19 protein-coding genes and 1 tRNA gene are annotated in these 23,842 nt (G+C 45.7%); 18 read left to right on the top strand and 2 right to left on the bottom strand.

Annotation, left to right across the window (positions count from 1 at the left end; all coding sequences use genetic code 11):
- Positions 1-22: 22 nt before the first annotated feature.
- The 18 genes from D2V05_RS06565 to D2V05_RS06480 all read left to right on the top strand — a co-directional run bounded on the left by D2V05_RS06565 (position 23) and on the right by D2V05_RS06480 (position 21,094).
- Positions 23-8,332, top strand: coding sequence for a T9SS type B sorting domain-containing protein (locus D2V05_RS06565; protein ID WP_119646832.1), 8,310 nt, complete (start codon positions 23-25; stop codon positions 8,330-8,332).
- A 148-nt stretch (positions 8,333-8,480) separates the two neighbouring features.
- Positions 8,481-8,554, top strand: a tRNA-Pro gene (locus D2V05_RS06560).
- A gap of 222 nt (positions 8,555-8,776) precedes the next feature.
- The gene (locus D2V05_RS06555) at positions 8,777-10,051 is read left to right on the top strand and encodes a site-specific integrase (RefSeq protein WP_036385944.1); all 1,275 of its coding nucleotides are present in this window, start codon (positions 8,777-8,779) and stop codon (positions 10,049-10,051) included.
- A gap of 84 nt (positions 10,052-10,135) precedes the next feature.
- On the top strand, positions 10,136-10,519 hold the full coding sequence (locus D2V05_RS06550; RefSeq protein WP_036379075.1) for an ArsR/SmtB family transcription factor: 384 nt from the start codon (positions 10,136-10,138) through the stop codon (positions 10,517-10,519).
- Positions 10,512-11,114: a mercuric transport protein MerTP gene (merTP, locus tag D2V05_RS06545; RefSeq protein ID WP_036379073.1), complete on the top strand. Its 603-nt coding sequence runs from the start codon at positions 10,512-10,514 to the stop codon at positions 11,112-11,114. Before D2V05_RS06550 ends, merTP begins: the two co-directional genes overlap by 8 nt.
- A gap of 2 nt (positions 11,115-11,116) precedes the next feature.
- A complete protein-coding gene (locus D2V05_RS19815) occupies positions 11,117-11,329 on the top strand; it encodes a GDCCVxC domain-containing (seleno)protein (RefSeq protein WP_081894160.1) in 213 nt (70 codons plus the stop codon).
- 108 nt (positions 11,330-11,437) lie between these two features.
- Entirely contained in the window at positions 11,438-11,770 is a 333-nt protein-coding gene (locus D2V05_RS06535) for an ArsR/SmtB family transcription factor (RefSeq protein ID WP_036379071.1), read from the top strand.
- Between the two features lie 68 nt (positions 11,771-11,838).
- Positions 11,839-12,471, top strand: coding sequence for a hypothetical protein (locus tag D2V05_RS06530; RefSeq protein ID WP_108423558.1), 633 nt, complete (start codon positions 11,839-11,841; stop codon positions 12,469-12,471).
- Positions 12,468-12,938 carry a DUF6428 family protein gene (locus D2V05_RS06525; RefSeq protein WP_036379069.1) on the top strand — a complete coding sequence of 157 codons (471 nt, stop codon included), beginning with the start codon at positions 12,468-12,470 and terminating at the stop codon, positions 12,936-12,938. Before D2V05_RS06530 ends, D2V05_RS06525 begins: the two co-directional genes overlap by 4 nt.
- A gap of 16 nt (positions 12,939-12,954) precedes the next feature.
- Positions 12,955-13,587: a low molecular weight phosphatase family protein gene (locus D2V05_RS06520; protein ID WP_108423559.1), complete on the top strand. Its 633-nt coding sequence runs from the start codon at positions 12,955-12,957 to the stop codon at positions 13,585-13,587.
- Positions 13,588-13,590: 3 nt separating this feature from the next.
- Entirely contained in the window at positions 13,591-14,637 is a 1,047-nt protein-coding gene (gene arsB, locus D2V05_RS06515; protein ID WP_036379066.1) for an ACR3 family arsenite efflux transporter, read from the top strand.
- 2 nt (positions 14,638-14,639) lie between these two features.
- Positions 14,640-15,410, top strand: a complete 771-nt coding sequence (locus D2V05_RS06510) for a metallophosphoesterase family protein (RefSeq protein WP_036379065.1) — start codon at positions 14,640-14,642, stop codon at positions 15,408-15,410.
- A gap of 322 nt (positions 15,411-15,732) precedes the next feature.
- Positions 15,733-16,329 (top strand): sigma-70 family RNA polymerase sigma factor, encoded by a 597-nt coding sequence (locus tag D2V05_RS06505; RefSeq protein WP_051947131.1) that lies wholly within the window; start codon positions 15,733-15,735, stop codon positions 16,327-16,329.
- Between the two features lie 85 nt (positions 16,330-16,414).
- Positions 16,415-16,651, top strand: a complete 237-nt coding sequence (locus D2V05_RS06500) for a thioredoxin family protein (RefSeq protein ID WP_051947130.1) — start codon at positions 16,415-16,417, stop codon at positions 16,649-16,651.
- Positions 16,652-16,663: 12 nt separating this feature from the next.
- Positions 16,664-17,638, top strand: a complete 975-nt coding sequence (locus D2V05_RS06495; RefSeq protein ID WP_051947129.1) for a permease — start codon at positions 16,664-16,666, stop codon at positions 17,636-17,638.
- Positions 17,639-17,650: 12 nt separating this feature from the next.
- Positions 17,651-18,190, top strand: coding sequence for a sigma-70 family RNA polymerase sigma factor (locus tag D2V05_RS06490; protein WP_051947128.1), 540 nt, complete (start codon positions 17,651-17,653; stop codon positions 18,188-18,190).
- A gap of 74 nt (positions 18,191-18,264) precedes the next feature.
- On the top strand, positions 18,265-18,732 hold the full coding sequence (locus D2V05_RS06485; RefSeq protein ID WP_161594391.1) for a DUF2703 domain-containing protein: 468 nt from the start codon (positions 18,265-18,267) through the stop codon (positions 18,730-18,732).
- Between the two features lie 565 nt (positions 18,733-19,297).
- On the top strand, positions 19,298-21,094 hold the full coding sequence (locus tag D2V05_RS06480; protein WP_036385939.1) for a ParB/RepB/Spo0J family partition protein: 1,797 nt from the start codon (positions 19,298-19,300) through the stop codon (positions 21,092-21,094).
- Between the two features lie 129 nt (positions 21,095-21,223).
- On the opposite strand, the gene D2V05_RS06475 is transcribed toward D2V05_RS06480, so the two are convergent.
- Positions 21,224-22,771 carry a Fic family protein gene (locus tag D2V05_RS06475; protein WP_036379063.1) on the bottom strand — a complete coding sequence of 516 codons (1,548 nt, stop codon included), beginning with the start codon at positions 22,769-22,771 and terminating at the stop codon, positions 21,224-21,226.
- 201 nt (positions 22,772-22,972) lie between these two features.
- Positions 22,973-23,728 carry an SOS response-associated peptidase gene (locus D2V05_RS06470; protein WP_036379062.1) on the bottom strand — a complete coding sequence of 252 codons (756 nt, stop codon included), beginning with the start codon at positions 23,726-23,728 and terminating at the stop codon, positions 22,973-22,975.
- Positions 23,729-23,842: the final 114 nt, after the last annotated feature.

Below are 23,842 nucleotides of genomic sequence, written 5' to 3'. Positions count from 1 at the left end.
TCTCCTAACAAGACTTAACCCTATGCTCCCACAGAAAACAAGGCATTTGCTATATGTCGTGTTGTTGGTGTTCATATCAATCTTCGGTTCCACGGTATTAGCAAAAACAGGTGTCAACAGGATACTGACCAGAGTGGTATCCTCCATCACCGAAGCAGTTACAGAAGAAAATGCATCGGTCGGTACGACCGAAGCCCCCACGGAAACCGGGGAAGATTTGTTCCCGACCAGTACGATGATGTTTGCGACCATAATTGTTGGTGCAAATGAAGAAGTGGTGTGTCCCAACGACGGCAGCACATTGGCTAAATTCTTTTTGTGCGGGACCAGTGACATCCGAACCATTTCCCTTTCCCAATCAGGAAGTACCTACCAATGGCAGAAATTGGATCCAAATACCTGTGCTGCCACGGTTGTTGATGATTGTCCTACCATTAATGGAGCCTGTACTTGGAATACAGTGGGTACCGGGGCAACTTATAACCTTTCTACCGCAGGCGAGTTTAGGGTACGGGTAAATTCAGGTCAGTACTATTACTTTAAATCCACACTCAACCCATTGGATCCCCAATTGATTAAGGAAGATATCATCTGTGGAAATCCAGGTAGGGTAGAGGTGACCAACGTACCCGCTGGTTACGAATACAGTTTGAACAGTCCATCTGGACCTTACCAAGACACTCCCTATTTTGACATTGCTTCTCCTGGCGACTACAGGGTCTATGTGCGTTTGAAAAACGTTTCAGCAAGTGCTTGTGTGTTCCCTTCCAACTTGGTGACCGTAGGTGATTTGGATATCAATGTAGATGTTACGGCAAATGATATTTTGTGTAGTGGGGAGTTGGGCAGCATCGATGTGCAGGTTTCTGGCGTCCCCGGGTTTTATACCTATCGATTGGTGAAAAATGGGGTTACTGTGGATACTTTTGGCCCTAATGGAGCCGATACCTATACCTTTGCCAATGTAAGTCCAGGAACTTACAGCATCAGGGTGGAGACCAATAATTGTTCTGAAACCGTTACAAATGATGTTAATGGTGATCCAATCGTAATCGGTGGAGGAATCAGTCCTTTGGCCGTTTCGGCTACGGCTTCTGACAGTTTTGGCTGTGGGGCCACATCCGTGAATGTGAATCTGACCACTTCGGGAGGTACGGCACCGTATCGTTATAGTGTGGATGGCGCTCCATTTAGTTCACCTTACTCTGGTGCCACAAGTTTTTCAGTTACCTCAGCAGGAACCTATTCTATTTTGGTGGAAGATGCCAACGGCTGTCAACGAAGCGCTTCCGTGGACGTTCAGGATATTCCGCCACCCGTTTTCAACATAGTGGAGCAAGATGCCAATTGCGGTGGAGCCAATGATGGTAGGGTTACCATTAACGTGACCAACGGCTACGGTTATGAAATTGAATATAGTATCAACAACGGAGCTACTTTTCAGATAAGTAATGTGTTTTCCAACTTGGCTCCAGGTTCTTATAATGTCGTTTTGAGGTATGAACAGGATTCTTTTACCTGTACCACGACACCTCAATCGGCAACCATTGGCACCCCATCGACCATTACGGCAACGGCTACGCCAAATACTATTCCTTCCTGTACCAATGAAACGGGTGGACAGATTACGATTTCTGGGGTATCCGGTGGTACGGCGCCCTATGAGTACAGTATTGGTTCCGGTTTCGGCACTAATCCTGTATTTCCGAATTTGGGTGTGGGGACCTATACGCCTATGGTTCGAGATGCCAATGGTTGTGTGCAGACCCTTCCTGATGTGGTGTTCAACGCATTGAACAAACCAACGGATCTTGCTTTCAGTATTTCAAGTTTGGATTGTATCACCACCACCGCCTCTGTTGATGTTGCGGTAACCGGGGGTACGGGTCCTTACACTTATGAAATCATTGCACCAACAGCTAGCGCCATCAATAATGGCAATAACAGCACCTTTACTGGATTGGGATTGGGTACTTACACCTTTAGGGTGACCGATACCGAAGGTTGCTCCTACGATGAAAATTATGCCATTACCGATATCAGCTCCATTGGTGTTGCCGCCCAACAGACCAAGGTGGTTACCTGTGTAGGCGATTCGGATGGCGAAGGCCGCTATTTGGTGGATGGATTTAATTCAACCTACAGCTACAGTATCGATGGTGGACCAGTTTTTACAGGACAAAGTAGTGGTATAGTGCCCTTAACGGGATTATCCGCAGGAAGTTATGTGATTTCCGTTACCGATGAAGAAACCAATTGTACCGATACGGCTACTTTGGTCATCGAAGAACCTTCAACGGCTTTTGCCATTTCCAGTTTGGATGTTACAGCCATGAGCTGCCAGAATGGAAATATTGGTGCCGTGCGCATCAACACTATTGGAGGCTGGGGAGGAAATCGCTATACCTTGATCCAACCCGATAGTTCCGTGCGTGGACCTAAAAATGGTAGCACATTCTCCAATCTATCACAAGATGGAACCTATCAAGTTAGCGTTACCGATGCCAACGGATGTACGGTTACCGATAGTTTTACCTTGACCCGTTTGGATGCCCCAACCTTGACGCTTGACAATGGAGCTTCGGATTTCTGTTATGACAATTTCACGGCCTCTACCTTGGTGGTCAACGCTACAGGAGGATTGGCGCCATATCAATATCGAATCAATGGTGGAGCTTTGGGAGCGAGTAACAGTTTTTCTGGACTAACTCCAGGCACCTATACTATTGAAGTGGTGGATGCCAACGATTGTAGGGACACGGTTACGGCTACCATTCAGCCTCAAGTTATTGCAAATGCCATTACCATTCAAGAGTTGGATTGTGCGGGACCTCCGGGACAGATTCAGGTGAATATCAGCAATGGATATACCTCTGGAGGGAATTATGATATTTATGAGGTGAGTATCAACGGGGCGCCTTATACTTCTGACAATAACAATATTACGGGAACGTCGTTTGTGTATAGCATACCCAATGATGGCTCCATTATTTCGGATACCACTTTTCAGTTCTTGGTGACAGATAGCAGGGGATGTACCACGGAATCCAATATTGTGACCATTTCTCCGCCGGAGACCATTGCTGGTTCGGCCGTGGGAATTGATACCCAGTGTGGTGACAATACGAGCGGTATCGTACAATTGATTCCGGATACCACCCAAGGGGTGCCCCCTTATGAATTCAGTAATGACAATGGGGCAACTTTTGGAACGCAAAACTTCTTTTCAGGTTATGGACCTGGTACCCATGGTGGTTTTGTAATCCGTGATAGCAGGGGGTGTGTAAGCCCAGAATACACCGTAACCATTGGGGCCAGTGACCCCTTGGATGCAACAGTGACCCCAACGGATGCCATATGTTCGTCAGGTGCTGTGAATGGTTCCATTTCAACTACCATCAACAATGGAGTGGCACCATTTGATTATATTCTGTTGGATGTTGCCGGCAATTTGGTAGCCTCCTCCACGGGAACAGCAAGTACTACCGTGAATTTTCCAAACCTTCCCATGGGAAATTATACGGTGGTGACCACCGATGCCTCCGGGTGTGAAGATCGTGATGAAGTGGTCATCGATCAAAATCAATTGGATTTGATTCCTTTGGATCCCAATCCTTCCATTTGTTCGGATACTACCTTCCCTTATCGTGTTCAAGCCACTGGGGGAACCGCACCATACGAATTTAGATTGGTTGGGGAGCCAACCTTCAATCCAGCTACTTCTGGAGGGGACATCTATGATTTTACCGGTCAAGTGGTCCCTGGTGTCACCTATTTTGTGGAAGTGAGGGATGCCAATGGATGTACCTATATTGAAGAGATTGATCCAATTCCCGCTCCAAACCCAGTGGCGGTGGTAGCCACCACTACGGCGGCATCCTGTAATGTCTCGGGTAGTGGTTCCATCGATTTTGAGGTGAGTGGAATATCCGGAGCAGGGAATTTTACGCTCACTTTACAAAATACTGACACTGGCGCAATTGTTTCTGGACCTACTGCCCATACAGGCGAAACAATACCATACAGTGGTACCTTTAACGGATTGGCCCCAGGTAACTACCAAATAGTGGTACGCGACGATGTAAATGGTTGTAGTGGAAGTACCTTGGTCTTTATTGGCTTTAGTTCACCTTCCATTGCCATTGATAATTTTGTGGAAGCGACCTGTAATGCAGGGGCTTTGGTCACTGTTAGGGGATTCGGGGGAACGGAACCGTTCAATTATGCCTATGTGCCATCAGGAAGCCCGGCACCCACTGTTTTTGCATCGGCGACCACTTTTGAAATTCCGGGACCCTATCCTACCGATTATGATTTCTATGTTCAGGATGCCAATGGTTGTACCGCTCTAACTACGTTGACCGTGACCCAAGAAGCGGGAGTGCCTAACCCGGTTATCAACGTAGTGAACCAGTGTACCGCAACCAGTGGGTACCAAATCAATATGGTTTCTCCTTTATCTACAGGGTCAGGGCTGCCCGAAGAAACCTTCCAGTACAATATTGGTAGCGGATTCCAAACGGCCACCACTTTTACCGTGCCTAACCCTGGAACCTATTTGATTACTGTTAGGGATGGCAATGGTTGTACCAATACCGTCACAGCGGAAGTATTCGATTTCTTTGCCATTACGGCGGATGCGACCTCGTTTCCAACCTGTAATGCAGGGGATGGAGTAATCACGGTGAACACCACTGGAGGTAGTGGTAATTTTGAGTTTCAGCTACGGGATGCCAATACCTTGGCCAATATTGGTCCGGCACAGAGCTCCAATGTTTTCAATAGCGTATTGCCAGGGGATTATAATATTTTGGTTACCGACCTAAGTTCCAATACCTTCCCATTGTGTTCCGATGAAGCCATCGTGAATGTATCTACGGTCAACAGTCCGATCATTACGGCCACGCCAAGTAGTGATGTCACTTGCTATGGATCGAACAATGGGACCATATCAGTGGAACTGCAACCGGGTAGTGATACCGATACTCCACTGAGCTATATTCTGTATGACGGTTCTGGGTCAACTATCGTGGCGGGACCCCAAGGTTCCCCCGTTTTTGATGACCTTCCACCCAATACCTATCAAGTGGAGGTGGTTTCGGATAGAGGCTGTACCGATCGTTCTTCCGATATCATCATCATAGAACCTGCAGATTTAACCGTTACTGCGGTCAATACACAATTTACGTGCAACCCATCCAGTAACCAGTTCAGTACGGCAACCATTACCGTTTATACGGATACCAATGGGGATGGAACAGGAACCGCAACGGGAACAAGTCCTTACACCTATAGCATGAATGACGGTACGCCACAATTTGATGGTACCAATTTCCAAACCAGTAATACTTTTGAGGTCATTGATAACGGTACCAACCAGACCATTATTTTGACCGCAAGAGATCAAAACGGATGTGAGCAGACTTCCACAGTGACCATCGATACTCCAACGGATATCACTTTTAGTTACAATGTAAACCAAATTACTTGTGATGCTTCAGGTACGGGTGTCGCTCCGGGTTCCATTGATATCATCATAAATGAAGGCCCTGGAAACTATGAGGTGGAAATCTTGCCATTGGGCTCGGAACCTGCAAGAAGTTCAGGAGGGACCGATCGTGTTACCTGGGACATTGCGACTCCCGGAGACTATATTTTTGCTGTTACCGATATAGGCAGTGGGGGATGTTCCTATTTGACCGCCACCATCAACATGCCCGAATATAACAACATCGAAGGGGTCATTGCCGAGGTTCAACCTGTTACTTGTTTTAATGGAAATGACGGGGTGATCAGTCTACAGATCAACAATTATAGTGGGGTGTATAATTATGAAGTATTCAGCAGAAATAGTTCAGGAGTTGAGACTTCTACTGGTGTGACGGGTACTTTTGATACCAATGCGCCCATAAATACCCCAGAATTAATCACTAATGTGCCCGCAGGTAATCTTGTAGTGCATATTGAGGCGATGGATTCCCCATTCTGTGATGAGGTCAGTAATGTGGTTACGGTCAGGTCTCCGGATAGGGCACTTACCGTAAGTGCTGTCCAAACCTCTCCAGTGACCTGTAATGTGCCCGGTTACGGTGAAATTACCGTGGCTGGCGATGGCGGTTGGGGAACCTATCAGTACCAATTGATGGATTCCGGAGGAAACATTTTGGTGGATTACCCGAATACCAATCCGGTATTTGAAAATCTATCGACGGACACCTATACCATTAATGTGAGGGATCTAAGGGGGTGCGAATCATCTACCAACATCAATCTACCATTGCCAACACCGATTGCCGCGGATATCCAAATCGTACAGCAACTGGCATGTAACAATGATAATAATGGTATCATAGAAGCATATAATGTAGGTGGAGGACAAGGCCCCGGCAATTATCTGTACCAATTGAACCGGATTACGGATGGTACCAATAGTGGTCTTCAGACAACTCCAACATTTGCCAATTTGTCGGCAGGGGATTACACCATCACCATTTTTGATGGTTGGAACTGTAGTTATACCACGGTTCCGATTACCGTTCAGGATCCAGAAATTGTGGTGGCGGAATTGGTGGAACTTCAACCTCCGGGTTGTGGGGATTTGGGTAGAATGGAACTTATGGTCACCAATCCGGAAGCGGGAGTGGATTATTTCTACCGCAGATCGGGGACCTCTGACCCCTTTGTACCGTTCGGTGCGGGAATGACCAGTGTGGAAATTGCAGCCGATATTACCCTGGACCCAGGGCCATTCCAATATGATGTGCAAAATTCCAACGGTTGTCCATTCGAAAGATCGAACCAGATTTCATTGGATCCTGCTGCACCTTTGGTCATTGCCTTGGACTTGACCAATGCGACCATCAATTGTGCCGGGGAAGCGACCGGAATCATCCGTTCAGAAGCCTTTGGCGGTATAGGAAGTTATGTGTATACCTTGGTGAATTCGAATACCGTGCCACCCAATGCATCTACTATTGTTCGTCCTGCCCAAGCTTCCGGTATCTTTAGGGAATTGAACCCGGGAACCTATTATGTATATGCGGAAAGTGGAGGATGTACCGCCATTTCGGACCCCATCGTCATCGACCCAAAACCACCATTGGTGTTGGAGTATTTGGAAGCTGTACCAGTAATGTGTGCGGGAGACGCCAACGGACAGATCATTATTGAGGCGAGTGGAGGTACAGGAGCCATTAGATATTCCATTTCGGACAACTTGAGTGAATTTTTTGAAGGGAATGATCCAAATAATCCGAACAGAAGAACGTTCACGGATTTACCACCAAGAACCTACGATATCATCATTCAGGATGATTTGGGTTGTACTATTACCAGAACGGTGGAGATAACCCAGCCCATGGAATTGTTGGCAGGGGTAATTTCAACCACACCCGAAACCTGTATGGGCGATGGTGATGGCACCATGACCCTTCAGGTAACAGGGGGAACAGCTCCGTATTTTACCAGTGTGAATTCTGCCGACGATGCCGATTTTGTACAAAATGATACCATGTTCTTTGACAACCTGCAAGGCGGGGAAACCTATGTGGTTTTTGTTCGGGATGCCAATGGATGCCAGACCAATGTAATTGCGGAAATCGGTATTGGAGTGGATATTGTGGCCGAACCCGTTGTGGAATATGGATGTGAAGGAATATTCCCGAATAGTACCACTACCATCAACATTGCGGATAGTTCACAACTTTCGGACCTCTTATTTTCGTTGGATGTGGATGATGTTCAATTGGCGACTGACCAAAGAACCTATGGAGATTTGTCACCAGGGGAACATACGGTATATATTTATCATGCAAACGGATGTGTGACTTTCGTGGAGTTTGAGATCGACGCCTATGAACCGTTGACCTTGGAAGCCATAAAAACTGGGCCTAATGAAGTAACCGCAATGGCCACGGGAGGATTTGGAGGATATGAATATTTCTTCCAAGGGGAATCCTATGGGGAGGTGAATGTCTTCAATATCAATGTGGATTCCAACATCAACATCATGGTCCGGGACCAAAATGGATGTGTGGCCAATCTGGTGATGCCATTTAATTTTGAAGGAATGCCTGAAATGCCGAATTTCTTTACTCCCGATGGTGATAACCTAAATGATTATTGGTACCCGGAAAATCGAGAGTTTTTCCCGGATATTGATGTCATCATTTATGACCGATATGGCCGGGTAGTGGCTCGATTGGACCAAGTGAAGAAATGGGACGGAAACTATGAGGGCAAACCGTTGCCCACAGGGGACTATTGGTATGTGGTTAATGCGAATGACAGGGAAAAACAGCGCTTTGTAGGGCATTTTACCCTATATCGTTAAAGGGTTTAAGTGTTGACAACCAAGAGGATATCTTAATACAAAATATAAATCCCTGTTCATGTGCAAGAATGGGGATTTTTAGATTTGTAAAAGTTGCAAGGGGAGTAGGTTAAATATCATCAAAATTTATATTTTTGCAATCCATTTTCGGGATGTGGCGCAGTCTGGTAGCGTACACGCATGGGGTGCGTGTGGTCGCTGGTTCGAATCCAGTCATCCCGACGAACCATGGTTTTATGACACTAAGTAAAACCTTAATTAATTGAAAACCAGAAAATTAATTTTTTCTGGTTTTTTTTATTTCCATCTGAAACCATCGGTGAGGATGTCCTATAGAGTGTCCTATTTTTGTCGGGAAAAATTCCCTAAATTGTACTTCCATTATTGATTTTTCGTGTGATTTGACTTTCGCTTCAACCAATGTTTCACTTAAAGCGAGAACACATGAATACCTCTAACTCCTTCAGTATCAGTTTTTGGCTGAAAAAATCAGGAAGAAAAAAAGATGGACGGTTTCCAATTTATGTCCGGATCAGATGTAAAGGAAAAAATGCAGATCTCAGTGTCCATAGATCAACTTTTGAAGAACGATGGTGTCCTATTTTGGGAAAAATGGACCATAGGGCCAGTGAATCCGTTGTTGTAAACAAATATCTGGACGACGTCCGTGCAAAGTTGCTGGAATGCCATCGGCAACTTAGTGCCGAGAGTAACTTTATAACGGCACAATCCATCAAGCTTCGATATCTGGGAAAGGACAAGGTGATGCTCACCCTATTGGACCTTTTGGAGTACAACCGAACCTATGAGTTGCCCAAACTGGCCAAAGGGACGGTCAAGAACTATTCCTCCACAGAGACCTACCTGAAACGCTTCATTGCCAAAAAATATCGGGTACCCGATATTGGGCTGGCCTCGATAGACTATGCCTTTTTGATCGAGTTTGAAAACTTCCTGCGGAACTGCGAACCCATCAAATCGTTCCAGACATTGAACAACAACGGTATCATGAAACATATGCTGCGGTTCAAGAAATTGGTGACCATGGCCTATAAATTTGATTGTATCCCCAAGAATCCCTTCAATCTGTATAAAGTGAAAATGGAGGATTATGACAGTGCTTTCTTGGAAGAGGAGGAAATTCTGGCGCTGGACCAATTGGAATTCGAGGAAAAGGGCATGGAACTGGTCCGGGATATTTTCCTTTTTGCCTGTTATACCGGACTCAGCTACATAGAGATCAAACTTCTCAATCCCAATGGTATCGTATCCGGCATCGACGGGGAACTCTGGATCGATGTAAAACGCCAAAAGACCAAGACCGAAGTGAAGGTTCCCCTATTGCCCAAAGCCAAGAAAATCTTGGAGAAGTATGTGGATTTTCCCAAAAATGAAAATACCGTTCTTCCAGTGTATTCCAATCAAAAGGTGAACCAATACCTAAAGATCATTGCACAAAGGGCAAATATTGATAAGCACCTAACCTTCCATGTGGCCAGACATACCTTTGCAACGACAATCACCTTAATGAACGACGTGCCCATTGAGACCGTTTCCAAACTCCTCGGGCATACCAAGCTTTCAACGACCCAAAAGTATGCTAGGGTCGTGGAAAAGAAAATCAGCAAGGACATGGCCCAGTTGAAGGAGAAATTGGGAAGCGGGCAAAGTAAAGCGAACGACAATTCGGAATATCCGACCCTAAAGATTATCAGGTAATGTGACCCAGGGCTTGATATTGTTCTTTTGCCACCCATTTATTTTAGAGTTTGCTAAAATAATAAATTACTGTAACTTCGTAGTATGGATAAGAACATATGCATACGTTTGGAGGCGGATGCCAAACAGATAATGGAATGCAGGGAAACTATGCAAAATTTGGAAAATTCCATGGACTCCCTTTCAGGGATAATGAATTTAATGGGCAATCCGGTTCGGCTTAAGATTCTCTACCTTTTGAACCAAGAGCAACGCTTATGTGTCTGTGACCTTAGTGATATACTGGAAATGAATGTATCCGCAATTTCACAACATTTGCGCAAGCTCAAGGACAGAAATTTGATCACATCCCAAAAGGAAGGCCAGATGATCCATTATTCCTTGGTGACCGATCATTCGCCGTTACTTTTTCCAATTTTTGACCTGCTCGATAAAAAAGAACAAATAAAACCAGTAAACCATGAATAACAAGAAAACCTTAATGGGATCTTCCATTATTTTGGCCATGGCCACCTCCCTTTGTTGCATAGGACCACTTTTGGCCATTGTGGCCGGAACATCTGGCCTGGCGTCCAATTTTAAGTTTTTGGAACCGTTCAGACCGTATTTGATCGGAATTACGGGTTTGGTTTTGGTAGTGGCGTGGTACCAACAGTTAAGGACAGTCGCCAAAAAGGAAATAGACTGTGCATGCGATACGGACGAAAAGCCGGCCTTTTGGAAGGGTAAAATTTGGTTGATGACCATCACGGTCTTTGCCTTAGCGATGCTTGCCTTTCCCTATTATGCCCAATCTTTGTACCCGAAACAGGAAGCCAAGGGTCAAACGAACTTTTTTGCGAGCCAAGATGTCAAGGAAATCAATATTCCGGTCGTGGGAATGACATGCAGTGGGTGCGAGGCACATATTGAACACGAGGTCAATGGACTTGATGGGATCATCATGGTCAAGGCAGATTACCAAAAAGCCAATGCACAGATAATGTACGATCCCGCCAAAACCACCAGGGATGCTATCGTGAACGCCATTTTGAAAACCGGATACACCATAAAGGACCAGTGATAATGGATATCAATCTGTACTCTACAATTACCTGTCCGCATTGTGGCAATTCCAAAGAGGAAAAGATGCCTACGGATTCTTGTCAGTTCTTTTATGAATGTGAAAATTGCGGCTCCATTCTAAGGCCCAAAAATGGCGATTGTTGCGTGTATTGTTCCTTTGGTTCGGTGGCCTGTCCCCCCATTCAGGCAACATCCGGATGTTGTGGTACATGACCAAGTGACCCTGAAAATTTGTAAAGCCTTGGTTTGAACCTAAGTATTTTTATCGAAAATCTTTTTATGTTGAATCAATATATTGTAATATTGCGATAAAATAATGATATGGGACTGGCAAAGACCGAAATATTTACCGAAAACCAGAATGAGCTCGCCCTCATCGGTAAGGTATTTGCCCATCCCGCCCGGATTGCCATATTGCAGCACCTCTTCAAGGTCAAGGCCTGTGTCTGTGGTGACCTTGTGGACGAGATAGGACTGGCACAGCCTACGGTTTCACAACACTTGAAGGAACTCCGGAACATGGGACTCATCAAGGGCGATGTGGAGGGCACCAGTGTCTGTTACTGTGTCAATGTGGCAAATTGGAACGAAATGAAGGATAAGTTCAAGGCATTCCTCGATCAGGGGATTGAACTGGACCAAGAGTGCTGTTAGTATTTTTTTGAACCCATTAATCGTTTTATTGCGATTAACTAATAAACTGAAACCATAAAATAGAAACCATGAAAACAAAAATGATCCTAACCATGGCACTGCTGCTGTTGTGCCTCCCATTGACCACACATTCCCAGGAACTGAGGGGAAAGATCCAACGCTCCGTAAAGGAACTGAAGACCGTTTTTCCCCAGATACCCAAAGAAAAGATCCAGCTTTTGGACCAACTCGCCGCCAGAATGGTGTCCAATATGGGGGAGACCCCTTATACCGTTGTATTTGTGGACCAGGACAATGACGATATGGGCCAATTGGCCATGATCTGGCTCAGGACGGGCCTTATGTACTACGGATTATATGACAGGTTCAAGGTGGAATCCGCTGGTCTGGATACCGCCAATGAGACCCTTCCCGGTCTGGCCCTGCTGAAGAACGATGGGTTCAGGGTCTCCAATGCGCAGGGCGAATCCCTGTTCACGTATTCGGTCCGCTATGGCTCCGATAGTTGGACCATCAACAGAAAGACCCTCGAATCCTTACATTTGGACGAGGACAGCAGTGTCAAGGTATATGTACAGGATGGGCTGACGGACCGAAATGCAGAGGTCCTTTTTGAAAACAAGGCCGTCATCGCGGGGGAAATGATCTATGTCGCCACCCAGGTCGATGCTATTATCAAAGCTAAAATGAACAATCCATGAAATTATCAGAAGTAAAAGAAGTACTGTCCCGATTGGAAACCCTTGGCTTCCAATTGCCCACCGGGGAAATGGTCCCCGGACATTTCCATGTCACCGAAGTGGGGAAGATTCACAAACACTTTATAGACTGCGGGGGAACCGTGCGCCATGAGGAAGTGGTCAGTTTCCAACTGTGGGAGGCCAACGACTATGACCACAGGTTGCATCCCGAAAAGTTGGTTCATATCATCGAACTGTCCCAAAAGGTATTGGAAATAGAGGACTCACTGGAAGTCGAAGTGGAATACCAGGGCACCACTATCGGAAAATATGGCCTTGCCTTTGATGAAGGGCATTTTCTGTTGACCACCAAGATGACCGACTGCCTTGCCAAGGACCAGTGTGGGGTCCCCGAAAAGAAACCAAAGGTAAGACTGTCCCAATTGAAAAGTGAGCCCTGCTGTTCCCCGGACGGCAATTGTTGCTAAATCTTAATTCTATATAATGACTACGACCACAACTAGCCTGTTCCCTGAAATAGCGGGATTCATCACAACCTTGAAACTGGATGCCGTTTCCCCGGAGCGTAGGGAAATCCTTGATCCCCTTGCCGGGTTCATACAGTCGAAAGTTTCCGAAGATCAGGAAATACGCCTGAATTTCATTTGCACCCACAATTCCAGGAGGAGCCACCTGTCACAGATATGGGCACAGGCCATGGCTTTCCATTTCAACATCAAGAACGTATTTTGCTATTCGGGGGGGACCGAAGCCACGGCCCTGTTCCCGATGGTGGCGGAAACCTTGGGGAAACAAGGGTTCCAGATCCAACAGCTTTCACAGGGACAAAATCCTGTCTATGCCATCAAATATGCGGAAAATGCCCATCCGGTGATCGGGTTCTCCAAGAAAATGGACGATGCCTTCAACCCCAGTTCCGGCTTTGGGGCCATCATGACCTGTGATTCGGCCAATGAGGCCTGTCCCTTTGTGCCCGGTGCGGAAAAGCGCATCCCCATCACCTTTGAGGATCCCAAGGCCTTTGACAATACCCCGCAACAGGCCGAGAAATACCTTGAAAGGAGCATACAGATAGCAACGGAACTTTGGTATGTATTTTCACAGATCAAATCATAACACATGGCAGTAAAAAAATTGAGCTTTTTGGACAGGAACCTTACCCTTTGGATCTTTATCGCCATGGCGGTAGGGGTCGGTATCGGTTACTTCTTCCCGTCCTTCCCCGACATCATCAATTCGTTCAACAGCGGCACCACTAACATCCCCATTGCCATAGGTCTCATCCTGATGATGTACCCACCTTTGGCAAAAGTGGATTATAAACTGTTGCCCAAGGTGTTCAAGAACACCAGGATCTTGACCATTTCCCTGGTGCTCAACTGGATCATCGGCCCCGTGTTGATGTTCGTCCTGGCCATCCTCTTTTTGAGGGACTATCCCGAGTATATGGTCGGATTGATATTGATAGGTTTGGCCCGTTGCATTGCCATGGTGCTGGTCTGGAATGACCTGGCCGAGGGCAGTGCGGAATATGGTGCGGGACTGGTGGCCCTGAACAGTATCTTCCAAGTGTTTGCCTACAGTTTCTATGCGTGGATCTTTATCACCGTTTTGCCCCCATATTTTGGCTTTGAAGGGGCCATTGTGGACATCTCCATAGGGACCATAGCGGAGAGTGTGGCCATTTATTTGGGCATCCCCTTCCTTATGGGCATCCTTAGCCGAACGATATTGGTCCGGATCAAAGGGGAACAGTGGTATGCCCAAAAGTTTGTTCCCGCCATTTCTCCCATGACCTTGATCGCCCTGTTGTTCACCATTGTGATCATGTTCTCCCTCAAAGGGGAACTTATCGTGGAGATTCCCATGGACGTGGTGGTAATCGCCATACCCCTCTTGGTGTACTTTACCCTGATGTTCATCATTGGGTTCTTTTTCACCAAGGCGATGGGTGCCGAATATGACAAGACCGCTTCGGTGGCCTTTACAGCAGCCGGGAACAACTTTGAGCTCGCCATTGCCGTGGCCATTGCCGTCTTCGGACTGGATTCCGGCCAGGCCTTTGCAGGGGTCATCGGGCCCTTGGTGGAAGTTCCTGCCCTGATTCTGTTGGTAAGGGTCGCCTTTTGGTTGCGCAAAAAGTATTTTAAACCGCAAACCGCATAAGGATGAAAATTGCACTCTTCTCGGACATCCACGCCAACCTTCCTGCCCTTGAGGCCTTTTTTGTGGATGTGGAAAAACATAGGCCGGACGCCATCTATTGCCTTGGGGACCTTGTGGGCTATAACATCTGGCCCAACGAGGTGGTCCATGAGATCAGAAAACGCCGGATACCCACCATTGCGGGCAACTATGATTTTGGCATCGGACGCAACAGTGATGATTGTGGCTGTGCCTACAAGAGCGATGAGGAAAAGGCGAACGGGGCAATTTCCATATCCTATACCAACTCCATTATGGGGGATGATGAAAGGGCCTACCTGAAAAACCTTCCATCCCATATCAATGTGGAGTTCAAAAGGAACGATGAAACAGTGAACCTACTCCTGGTGCATGGAAGCCCAAGACGAATCAACGAGTATCTTTTCGAGGACCGGAAGGAGAAGAGCCTGGTACGCATCCTGCGGGATGCAAATGCCGATATCCTCTGTTTTGGACATACACACCAACCCTATCACAAGGCCCTTTTGGATTATGATGGAGGCACCATATACCGCCATGCGATAAATATCGGATCCATCGGAAAGCCCAAGGATGGCGACAATAGGGGATGCTATGTGCTGTTGAACATGGATGGGAACTTCCGTAGGCCGGACAAGAATAGCATCCATGTGGAGTTTGTACGCTTCGAATATGATGTCGAAAAGGCGGCCAAAGCCGTTGAGGGCAGCATATTGCCCAACGCTTACGCTGGAGCATTGAGAAAGGCCCATTGATTATTTTTTAAGGCCTTAGTCTAAATATTTTCTTGTAAGACAATCCAAATCTGTGATGAATTTTGTAAGGAACAATGTAAGTACAAGAATATAACAGGCAACTTGGTGGAAATATTTTCCATTGTAAATCTACCCTTGATCAGCATTTAAGGGAATTGAAAACCATGGTCAGTTACAGGGAAATTTTACCACTACTAAAGCTTCATCCTTAATTGACAAAGGAAATAGGAAGAGTGAAAAATAAAAGTTTCACCAACCTCTTTGTATACATATCCTGTGTAGGCTGGCACACCATTAAACCGAAAGCCATAAAAGCAAAGCCATGAAAAAGAAATGTTGCGATATTAATGAACAGATCGAAAGTTTCTACAGTTATTTAAAATACTTTACCTTAAAAAAGGTTCGGGATGAAACCATTGCGGAAGATATTGTGCAAGAGGTAATGCTGAAACTGGTCGAGTCCTATCAAAAAAATAGGGAAATTGAAAACATCAAGGCCTGGCTGTTTCAAGTTGCCAGAAATACCATTTATGACCATTTCAAAAAGAGTGCCCCAATTGTTGAACTTAGTGATGTAAAGATACTTGAGGCAACTGAACCAACCAATCTGGAGCTATCCGTGTATGATCATATGATACCCATGATCCAGTTCCTTCCCAAAAAATATGCCGAGCCTTTACAATGGAGTGACATCGACAAACTATCCCAAAAAGATGTAGCTGAAAAGCTGAACTTGGGGTATTCGGCTGCAAAAATGCGGGTGCAAAGGGCAAGAACAAAGCTAAGGGAATTATTTGTGGAATGCTGTGATATCGTATATGATGCCAATGGCAACTTCGTCAATTGCTCTGTTAAGGAATCGTGTATCCCGTTAATAAACCACTTGGTTGATTTTCAGGCATCCACAAAGTACAAATAGGTAGAATCATTTTTTTATTGAGAATTGTGTCTTTTGACACGCCATTTTAGACTACATAGTAAAGTTTATTTAAAATTACTGAACTATGAGTACTGAAGTCAAAATTTTACATTCATCCTGCTGCGCCACTGCATCCCCCATAAGGGCACAAATCGAAAAAATTGCCAGTGAAAACCATCTGGACGTAAACATCACCGAGTTTTCTGACCTCAAGGACACCATGCCCTACGGGGTCCTTACCTTTCCTGCATTGGTCATTGACGGGAAGGTTTATGACTATAAAAAAGTCAGCAACGACAAGGTGTTATTAGCAATTCTTTAAAACGTTTTTAAGATGGAAATCTTTACAAAACTGCTTACCCGACTGGCAGACTATGTTGTCCATGTCCTTTTGGGTATTCCTGATACGGATACATTCGGCTCAGCATTACACTATTTCATCATTGCCTTTGGCTCTATTTCCATTCTGGTTGTGCTGGTGACCTATGTAATGGGAGTGGTAACAAGCTATTTGCCCATGGAAAAAATCCGGGATTATTTGGAGAAACACAAAAAATCAGGTCTTGGGAATGTTGTGGCCTCCTCTTTGGGTGCCTTGACACCTTTTTGCTCGTGTTCTTCCATTCCTTTGTTCGTGGGAATGATGCAGGTCAGGATCCCACTGGGAATTTCACTTTCCTTCCTCATAACCTCACCCTTGGTGAACGAAATCGCTATTGCCATTTTCTGGTTGGGCTATGGTTGGAAAGTTACAATAGTGTACCTACTTTCAGGAATCGTCTTGGGGGTGATCGGTGGAATTATCCTGGAAAAGATGGGTATGGCCAAATATGTGGCAGAATGGCTCAAGGACAATGAATGGAAAGCGCATTCGAGGGAAAAGGATAGCAGAAATTTGCTGAAACGATTTCCTGGAATTCATCGGGAGGCCATTCGGACCCTTAAAAACCTTGTCCCCTATATTTTTATAGGAATTGCAATAGGGTCATTTATCCACGGCTATGTCCCCGAGTCATTTTTTGGCACCTATATTTCAAAATCCAACCCTTTTGCGATTCCCATTGCCGTATTGGTATCGATTCCATTGTACATTGATGCGGTTGGAATCCTGCCCATATTGGATTCGCTCGTTGACAAAGGGGTTCCGTTAGGGACGGCCATGGCCTTTATGATGGGTTCGATCGGACTTTCCATCCCCGAAGGCCTGCTGCTCCAAAAAGTGATGCAAAGGCAGTTGATCATTGCCTTCTTTTCAACTATTGCCATTGGAATGATCATTTCCGGTTATTTGTTCAACCTCCTTTTTTAACAACCTATACTTATGAAATGTGATATATTCAATATTTGGGAAGACCTTCGGACTGATTTAAGGAACTATGTGGGCAAGCGTGTTTACAATGAGCATGATGTTGATGATATAATGCAAACGATTCTTATCAAGGTCATAACATATTGTGAGAAAAAAAATGACGTAAGATATATAAAGGCTTGGTTATACAGGATTGCACAACATACAATTTTTGACTTTTACAAGAAGCCAAGAAAGACCACACTTGTTGACCTGGAACAGTTGCACCTGTTTGTTCCGGATGAATATGATGAAAACGTCTTTGTTTGGCTCGATAAGTTTATAAATGGTCTCCCTATCGACTATTCAACTCCCTTGAGACTTTCGGATATAGAAGGCCTTCCGCAGAAAAGTATTGCCGCGCATCTGGGCTTGACATTATCGGCAACAAAGTCAAGGATCTTAAGGGCAAGGAAAAAGGTTAGGGCAAAGTTTGATGAATGTGGTGAAGTTGAATATTCTGAAAACCAAATGTGGAGATTTACCATTACAAAATCCTGTTGCCTATCATAATTTTGTATAAACCTGCATCCTTTGTCCATTTTCCATGTCTTAGGGGTAAACTTTAATCTTAAAAACGTATGAACATGGAAGTAAAGACAAAAAATGCATTGAGAGTGACCCTTTTTCAAGTGGGAATGCCAACAACTGGGGAAGGTACTTGCTCAGCCTGTGATTCTGTTCAAGGTGTATTGCTATCGGCGATTCAAGAAGTTCAAGAACTCTTTGATCATTTGAACTGCGAAATCTTGTTCAGTTCAACCATGATTAAAACGATAGAGGAAGCCGAAAAAGCCCATATTGTTGCTTCCCCTACCATAAGGGTCGGCAACCTCGATTTCCATCCTGAACATTTGGAAGACAGTCCGGAAGCCAGGGAATGGGTTTGGAATGGAGCTACAATGGGAGAACCCAATAAAGAAATCTTAATCGAGGTATTGCTCAAAGGCTATTTTGAACCCAAAAATGACCATGGGGAAATAACCTTGTCCCCTTACATTCTAAAACACTTAAAAGGAGAAGTGACCGCGGATTCCAACTGCGGATGCCATTGATGAATGATTGGGTGAACCGCCTTAGGTTCTGTTAGATGAGATTTACCTCATACAAGAAAAGACCTTATTAAGCTCATCGGAAACGATGGGCTTTTGTTTTACCTATTTTTTGAATTTGGCAATCTTCCCAGTAGTATTTCATTACCGTTCAATACCCCAATGCCGTATCGTCCCCTCGTTTGTCCGCCCCGCCCTCAAATAAGTCATTTTCAGGACTAGGACGGCGGATACGCTTCCCATAACCTAGGTTCGTGCCTGATTGATATTGTAGCCTTTGGTTTTTAGGGTTCTATGGGTTTTCAAAGAAAAACCTTCGGTTTCAAACATGCGTACAAGGGATATCCATCTAAGGTTTGGAACTATAATACCCTTATGGGCCTTCTGGAGGGGTAGATTTCTTTTTTATCTTCCAATAGTTTTCGAAAGATAAGCCCGCAAATGGTTTGTCGGACAAGGGACATAAAGCCGTTCCCCTGTCACTTTTTATTCCGTTTCCTTGCCACTCCAAAAATTTGTCTTCCGCTTGGTTTCCGCTCAAATATTGTTTAACCAAAATCCAAAGATCATGGAAGCACAAACAAAGAAGAGAGCGACACGTAAAGCAGGTAACAACCAAGGTTCAAAGTCGGAACAAACCAAAACTGTGGAGAAGGTGGAAAACGTTCCACAGATCCAGTTGTTGGGAATCGATTCGGTTTTCCCGGACCCAGACCAACCCCGAAAAACCTTTGATGAGCAAAGTCTCAATCATTTGGAACAGAGCATTGCCGAACATGGGGTGCTGCAGCCGATCACCGTACGAAAATCCGACGAAGGTTTTATCATCGTCATGGGTGAGCGAAGGTATCGTGCCAGTAAATTGGCAGGATTGACCACTATCCCTGCCATGGTAAGGGACTATAGGGACACTGAGATTCTGGAGGTCCAGATCATCGAGAACCTACAGCGCAAGGATGTGGAACCCACGGAGGAGGCCGAGGCCATCCAATTTTTGTTGGATCGTTACGAACCCGGGGAGATTGCAAAACGTCTGGGCCGATCTGAGAACTATATCCGGCAACGCATCAAGTTGGCAGGATTGATCGAGGGATTCAAGGCCTTTATCCGCAGTGGGGAAATGACCCTCTCCCTAGGGGTGGCCGTGGCCCTTTTTGAACCCGGAGAACAACTGATGCTGTTGGAAAGCCTAGAAGACGAATTCCAGGAACATCGGATCAAACGGATGATCGAAAGCCGCACCTTCGATCTGTCCAAAGCCCCTTTTGGGTTGTCGGATAAGACGTTGCTTCCCAAAGCCGGGGCTTGCCATACCTGTCCCTTCAATGCTGCCAATCAGGGCAATTTGTTCGGTGATGGGAAGATGGTCTGTACCCGGACCTCCTGTTTTGAGAACAAAAAGACCAAGACCTTTATGCAGCTATTGAAAAGCGTGAAAAAGGAAGGATTGAAACTGGTGCCCAACATCAACAAATACCGGGTGGACGAGGAACGCAACCAATGGGTCATGGCCCAAATGGAAAAGGAGGGCCTAGCGGTGCATTTGACCAATGGGCTGGACATTTTAAAGGAGCCCATAGAACCTACCATGAATCACATTAGGGAGGAGCACCGACACTATGAATATACCGAGGAAGAGTTGGGTGAATTCCTGAAAGAGGCCCTGGAATCCTTCACGGAGGAAAAGGAGGCATGGGACAAGGCCGTGGACCTTGGATTTGAAAAGGGTATCCTGCTGGAAACGGACACCTATTTGACCCGGCCGGTATTTGTGAAGGTCAGGGAAGAAACCCATAGTGGAAGTTCAGGTACCAAGGCCTTGGAGCAACGCAAAATGTCCGAGTGTACCCCGGAGGAGCAGATCATCAAGATCAATACACGGGAATTGCGGAAAAAACAGATCGAGAACAACAACCAGTTCAAGGAAGTCGTGGACATGATACGTGAGACCGATTATATCAACCTGAAAAAGCCTTTGTCCACGGATGAAATGGTGGCCATTGCCATTTCCCTGTTCGAGAACAACATCGGGTATTATAGCCAAAGGGAACATTTTGGGGAATTCTTCGGCGAGGATTCCAAGTTATCCGATGGGGAACGGGTGGCCCGGTTCAAACAGGGTTTCAAAAAGGAGACCTTGTATAAACTGCTCCGGTTCCTGTTGACCCGACAGGTACACCTTGGGGAAAGCAACCACTCCAATGATTTGACCAACCGATCCTTTTATGTGGCAATGCAATCCTTTTACAAGGAGAAGATTTTGGGAATCGAAAAATCCTATACTGAAAAGCGTCAAAAACGGGAGGAACGGATCAAGGAAAGGGTGGCCAGTTTAGAACGGCAGGCCAAAATATTGGAGGGATAGGGCTTCCAAATGGTACAAAAGAAGGGTTCGGGAAAGCGAACCCTTTTTATTTTGGTCGAACCATGCCGGTGTCCTACCACAGATAGGGATTTGAATAGTTAGGGAACCCAAACTGGGTCAGGTTACCCATCAACCTTGGAAAATACTTTGGAATGAATCTTCAATTTCCTGGATTTCAGCATCTGTCAATTCCGCAAATTCCTTTTCCCTTCTTTTTTTGGACAATATACCTTCATTCTGGTTCAGAAACTTGATCAAAAGATCGACTTTGGTATCCGGTAAGGTCACACGGGCATTGATAAGGTTTGTCATCCGATCGTATTTTTCCAAATAGTCCAATTCTTCCGGTATGATCCTTTCAATGGTCTCTTCCACACAGGTATACAGGAATTCCGCTTGTTTGGTCAAATCAAAGTACCGGTATAGATCAATGGTTTCGTTCAGGATATCGATGTTATGGTCTTGTGTTTCCTCCCATTCGATCAAATCGACCCTTGGCGAGGAAAAATGCTCCAGAATATCCTGATATTCATCAATCCGTTCCAGAATGGCAGAGGATATGGGGAATATCATACCTCTCTTGGTATACCCCATCCGGGTAAGCAAATGGTGGATGATATAGCGATGTATCCTCCCGTTGCCATCGGATAGGGGATGGATAAAAACAAAGCCAAATGCGATGGTGGCCGCGGCCAATACAGGATTGTACCGAGACTTCTGCAACAGCTCGTTCGTGCCGAACAACCCTTGCATCAAAAGAGGAAGGTCCTTGGCCTTGGCAGAGATGTGGTCGGGCAAGGGGGAGAGGGTCTCCCTATCGTGCTCCCCAATAAAGCCTTCCCCGGTCCTGATGCCCATATGCCTCAGTTTTTTGTTGCCGATGACAATATGCTGTAACCGTTCGATCTCCTGTATGCCCAAAGGGGACTTGCCCGATTGGCCTATGGCTTTTCCCCAATTCCTTGCCCGCATGCTCGGGGGATGTTCCCCTTCTATGGCAAAGGATGCCTTCGAGTCCTTCAACAATAAAAAAGCAGCGGTCCTTCGAATAAGATCCTTGTCCCGTTTGCCCAATCCCTTTTCGATGGTTTCAGATAGGTCCTTGGCAATATACCCATCCAGTTTTGCCGTCCGTCGGATCATCGGGCAGTACCCCGGGACCCCGGGCAGGTTGTTCTTGACGCGATGCCGTGTGGAATTCTCGGGCTCGGCCGTATATTGTAGGTTGGGGTCCACCACCGTTACATAAGTGCCCTTGTTCAGGTTCGGTACGTCAAGGGTTATTCCGGTCAGCCATTCGTATAGAAACCACGCCCTTCTAGTGTATTGCCCCGTGGGCTCCTCTTCCAACATTTGGTGTATGATGGCATCCCCGGTCAACTCGAAAAACCTTTTGAGGAGATATAGGTCCAAGGGCTCGTATTTAAGGGCAAAGACCAAATGGCTTTTCAGGTCGTCCTTGGGTTTGTGCCTTATGGTGAACACTTGCCATTGGTCCGTATCGTAGCGTTGGTGCTTCTCCGTTGCCATGGCCAATATATCAGGCAGGGGAACCGCTACATCAAATTGATTCTCCATTGTGGCAATCAAAAGGGACTGACCTACCAAGAAACCTTCCTCAGGTAAGGTGCGGCCATGAAAAACCGTTATTTTCTGTGAAAAATCATTATTTTTCATATGATGACGTGAAATATAATGACAAATATACCATGAAAAACAATTACTTGGCGTGAAAAACGATGATTTTTATATATTTTTCATGAAATATAAGTACATCTGTCTGGGTTGACCGTTGAAGATCTTGCACTTCCGGGGCTAGCGAACCCTTAATGGGGGATATTCCCTGTCCGTACCCATGAACATGGTCAAAAGGAAAGGTCAATAGGGTATGGACACCTCTTCGTAGTCCACTTTTTCAATGATGCCCGGATAGTTGGAATCCACACTTCTACTATAGAGGTCCTTGGTGACGGGATAGGCTTCCAGATCACCTTCCCATAGATCGTCATCGATAAGATCTTGAACATCTGATTTATTGTTGCCGTTATGTAACCAAGCATCCAAGTTTTCATCATCAATGATGACGGGTCGCCTTTTCTTTTCATTGTGGATTTCCTCGAACATGGGGGTGGCGTCCTTGGTGAGTACGGCAAAGGTCCTCCGTCCATCGGCCGTGTTGGTATAGATGCCCGCTAGGTATATGGGGTCGCCGTTCTTTCTATGGAAATAAAACGGAACTTTAAAATCCTTTCCCTTGACTTTCACTTTCGTATTGTGTGGTTCGAAGAATCCGTCCACGGGAATGATACAGCGTTGGTGCTCCCAACAGTACCGGTACACGAAGTGGTCAAAGAGCTTTTCGGATTTGGCATTCAGTCCCCCAAAGGTTTTTGGGTTCTTGAAATACTCCGTGTAATTTTCCTGCTTTTCCTTTGGGGGCATGATGCCCCACATCGCAGGGAGCATATTGTAGGGCTCTTCCTGGCCCAAAGTCCACATCACAGGATGGCTCCAGCCGTTGGCGTGGAAATAAATGAGTTCCAGGTCGGTGTCCAGGTCACCGTACATGGCCTTGACAGAAAGGAGTTTTTCCAGCTCCTTCCGTTCCCGGGTCTGTCTGGTCGAGTAACACATGTTGAGGTTGAATTATGCCGTATTAAGATAGGCAAAATTGTTAAAGTTTTGAAACGGGTTGTTCCTTTCCGTACATTTGGATATTTTCCAAATTATAGGAATAAATCCAACATT

This window comes from Flagellimonas pelagia (assembly GCF_003584135.1).
GTDB lineage: Bacteria > Bacteroidota > Bacteroidia > Flavobacteriales > Flavobacteriaceae > Flagellimonas > Flagellimonas pelagia.
Note: the sequence above shows the minus strand (reverse complement) of the source record. Positions and strands in the feature narration are given on the sequence as shown.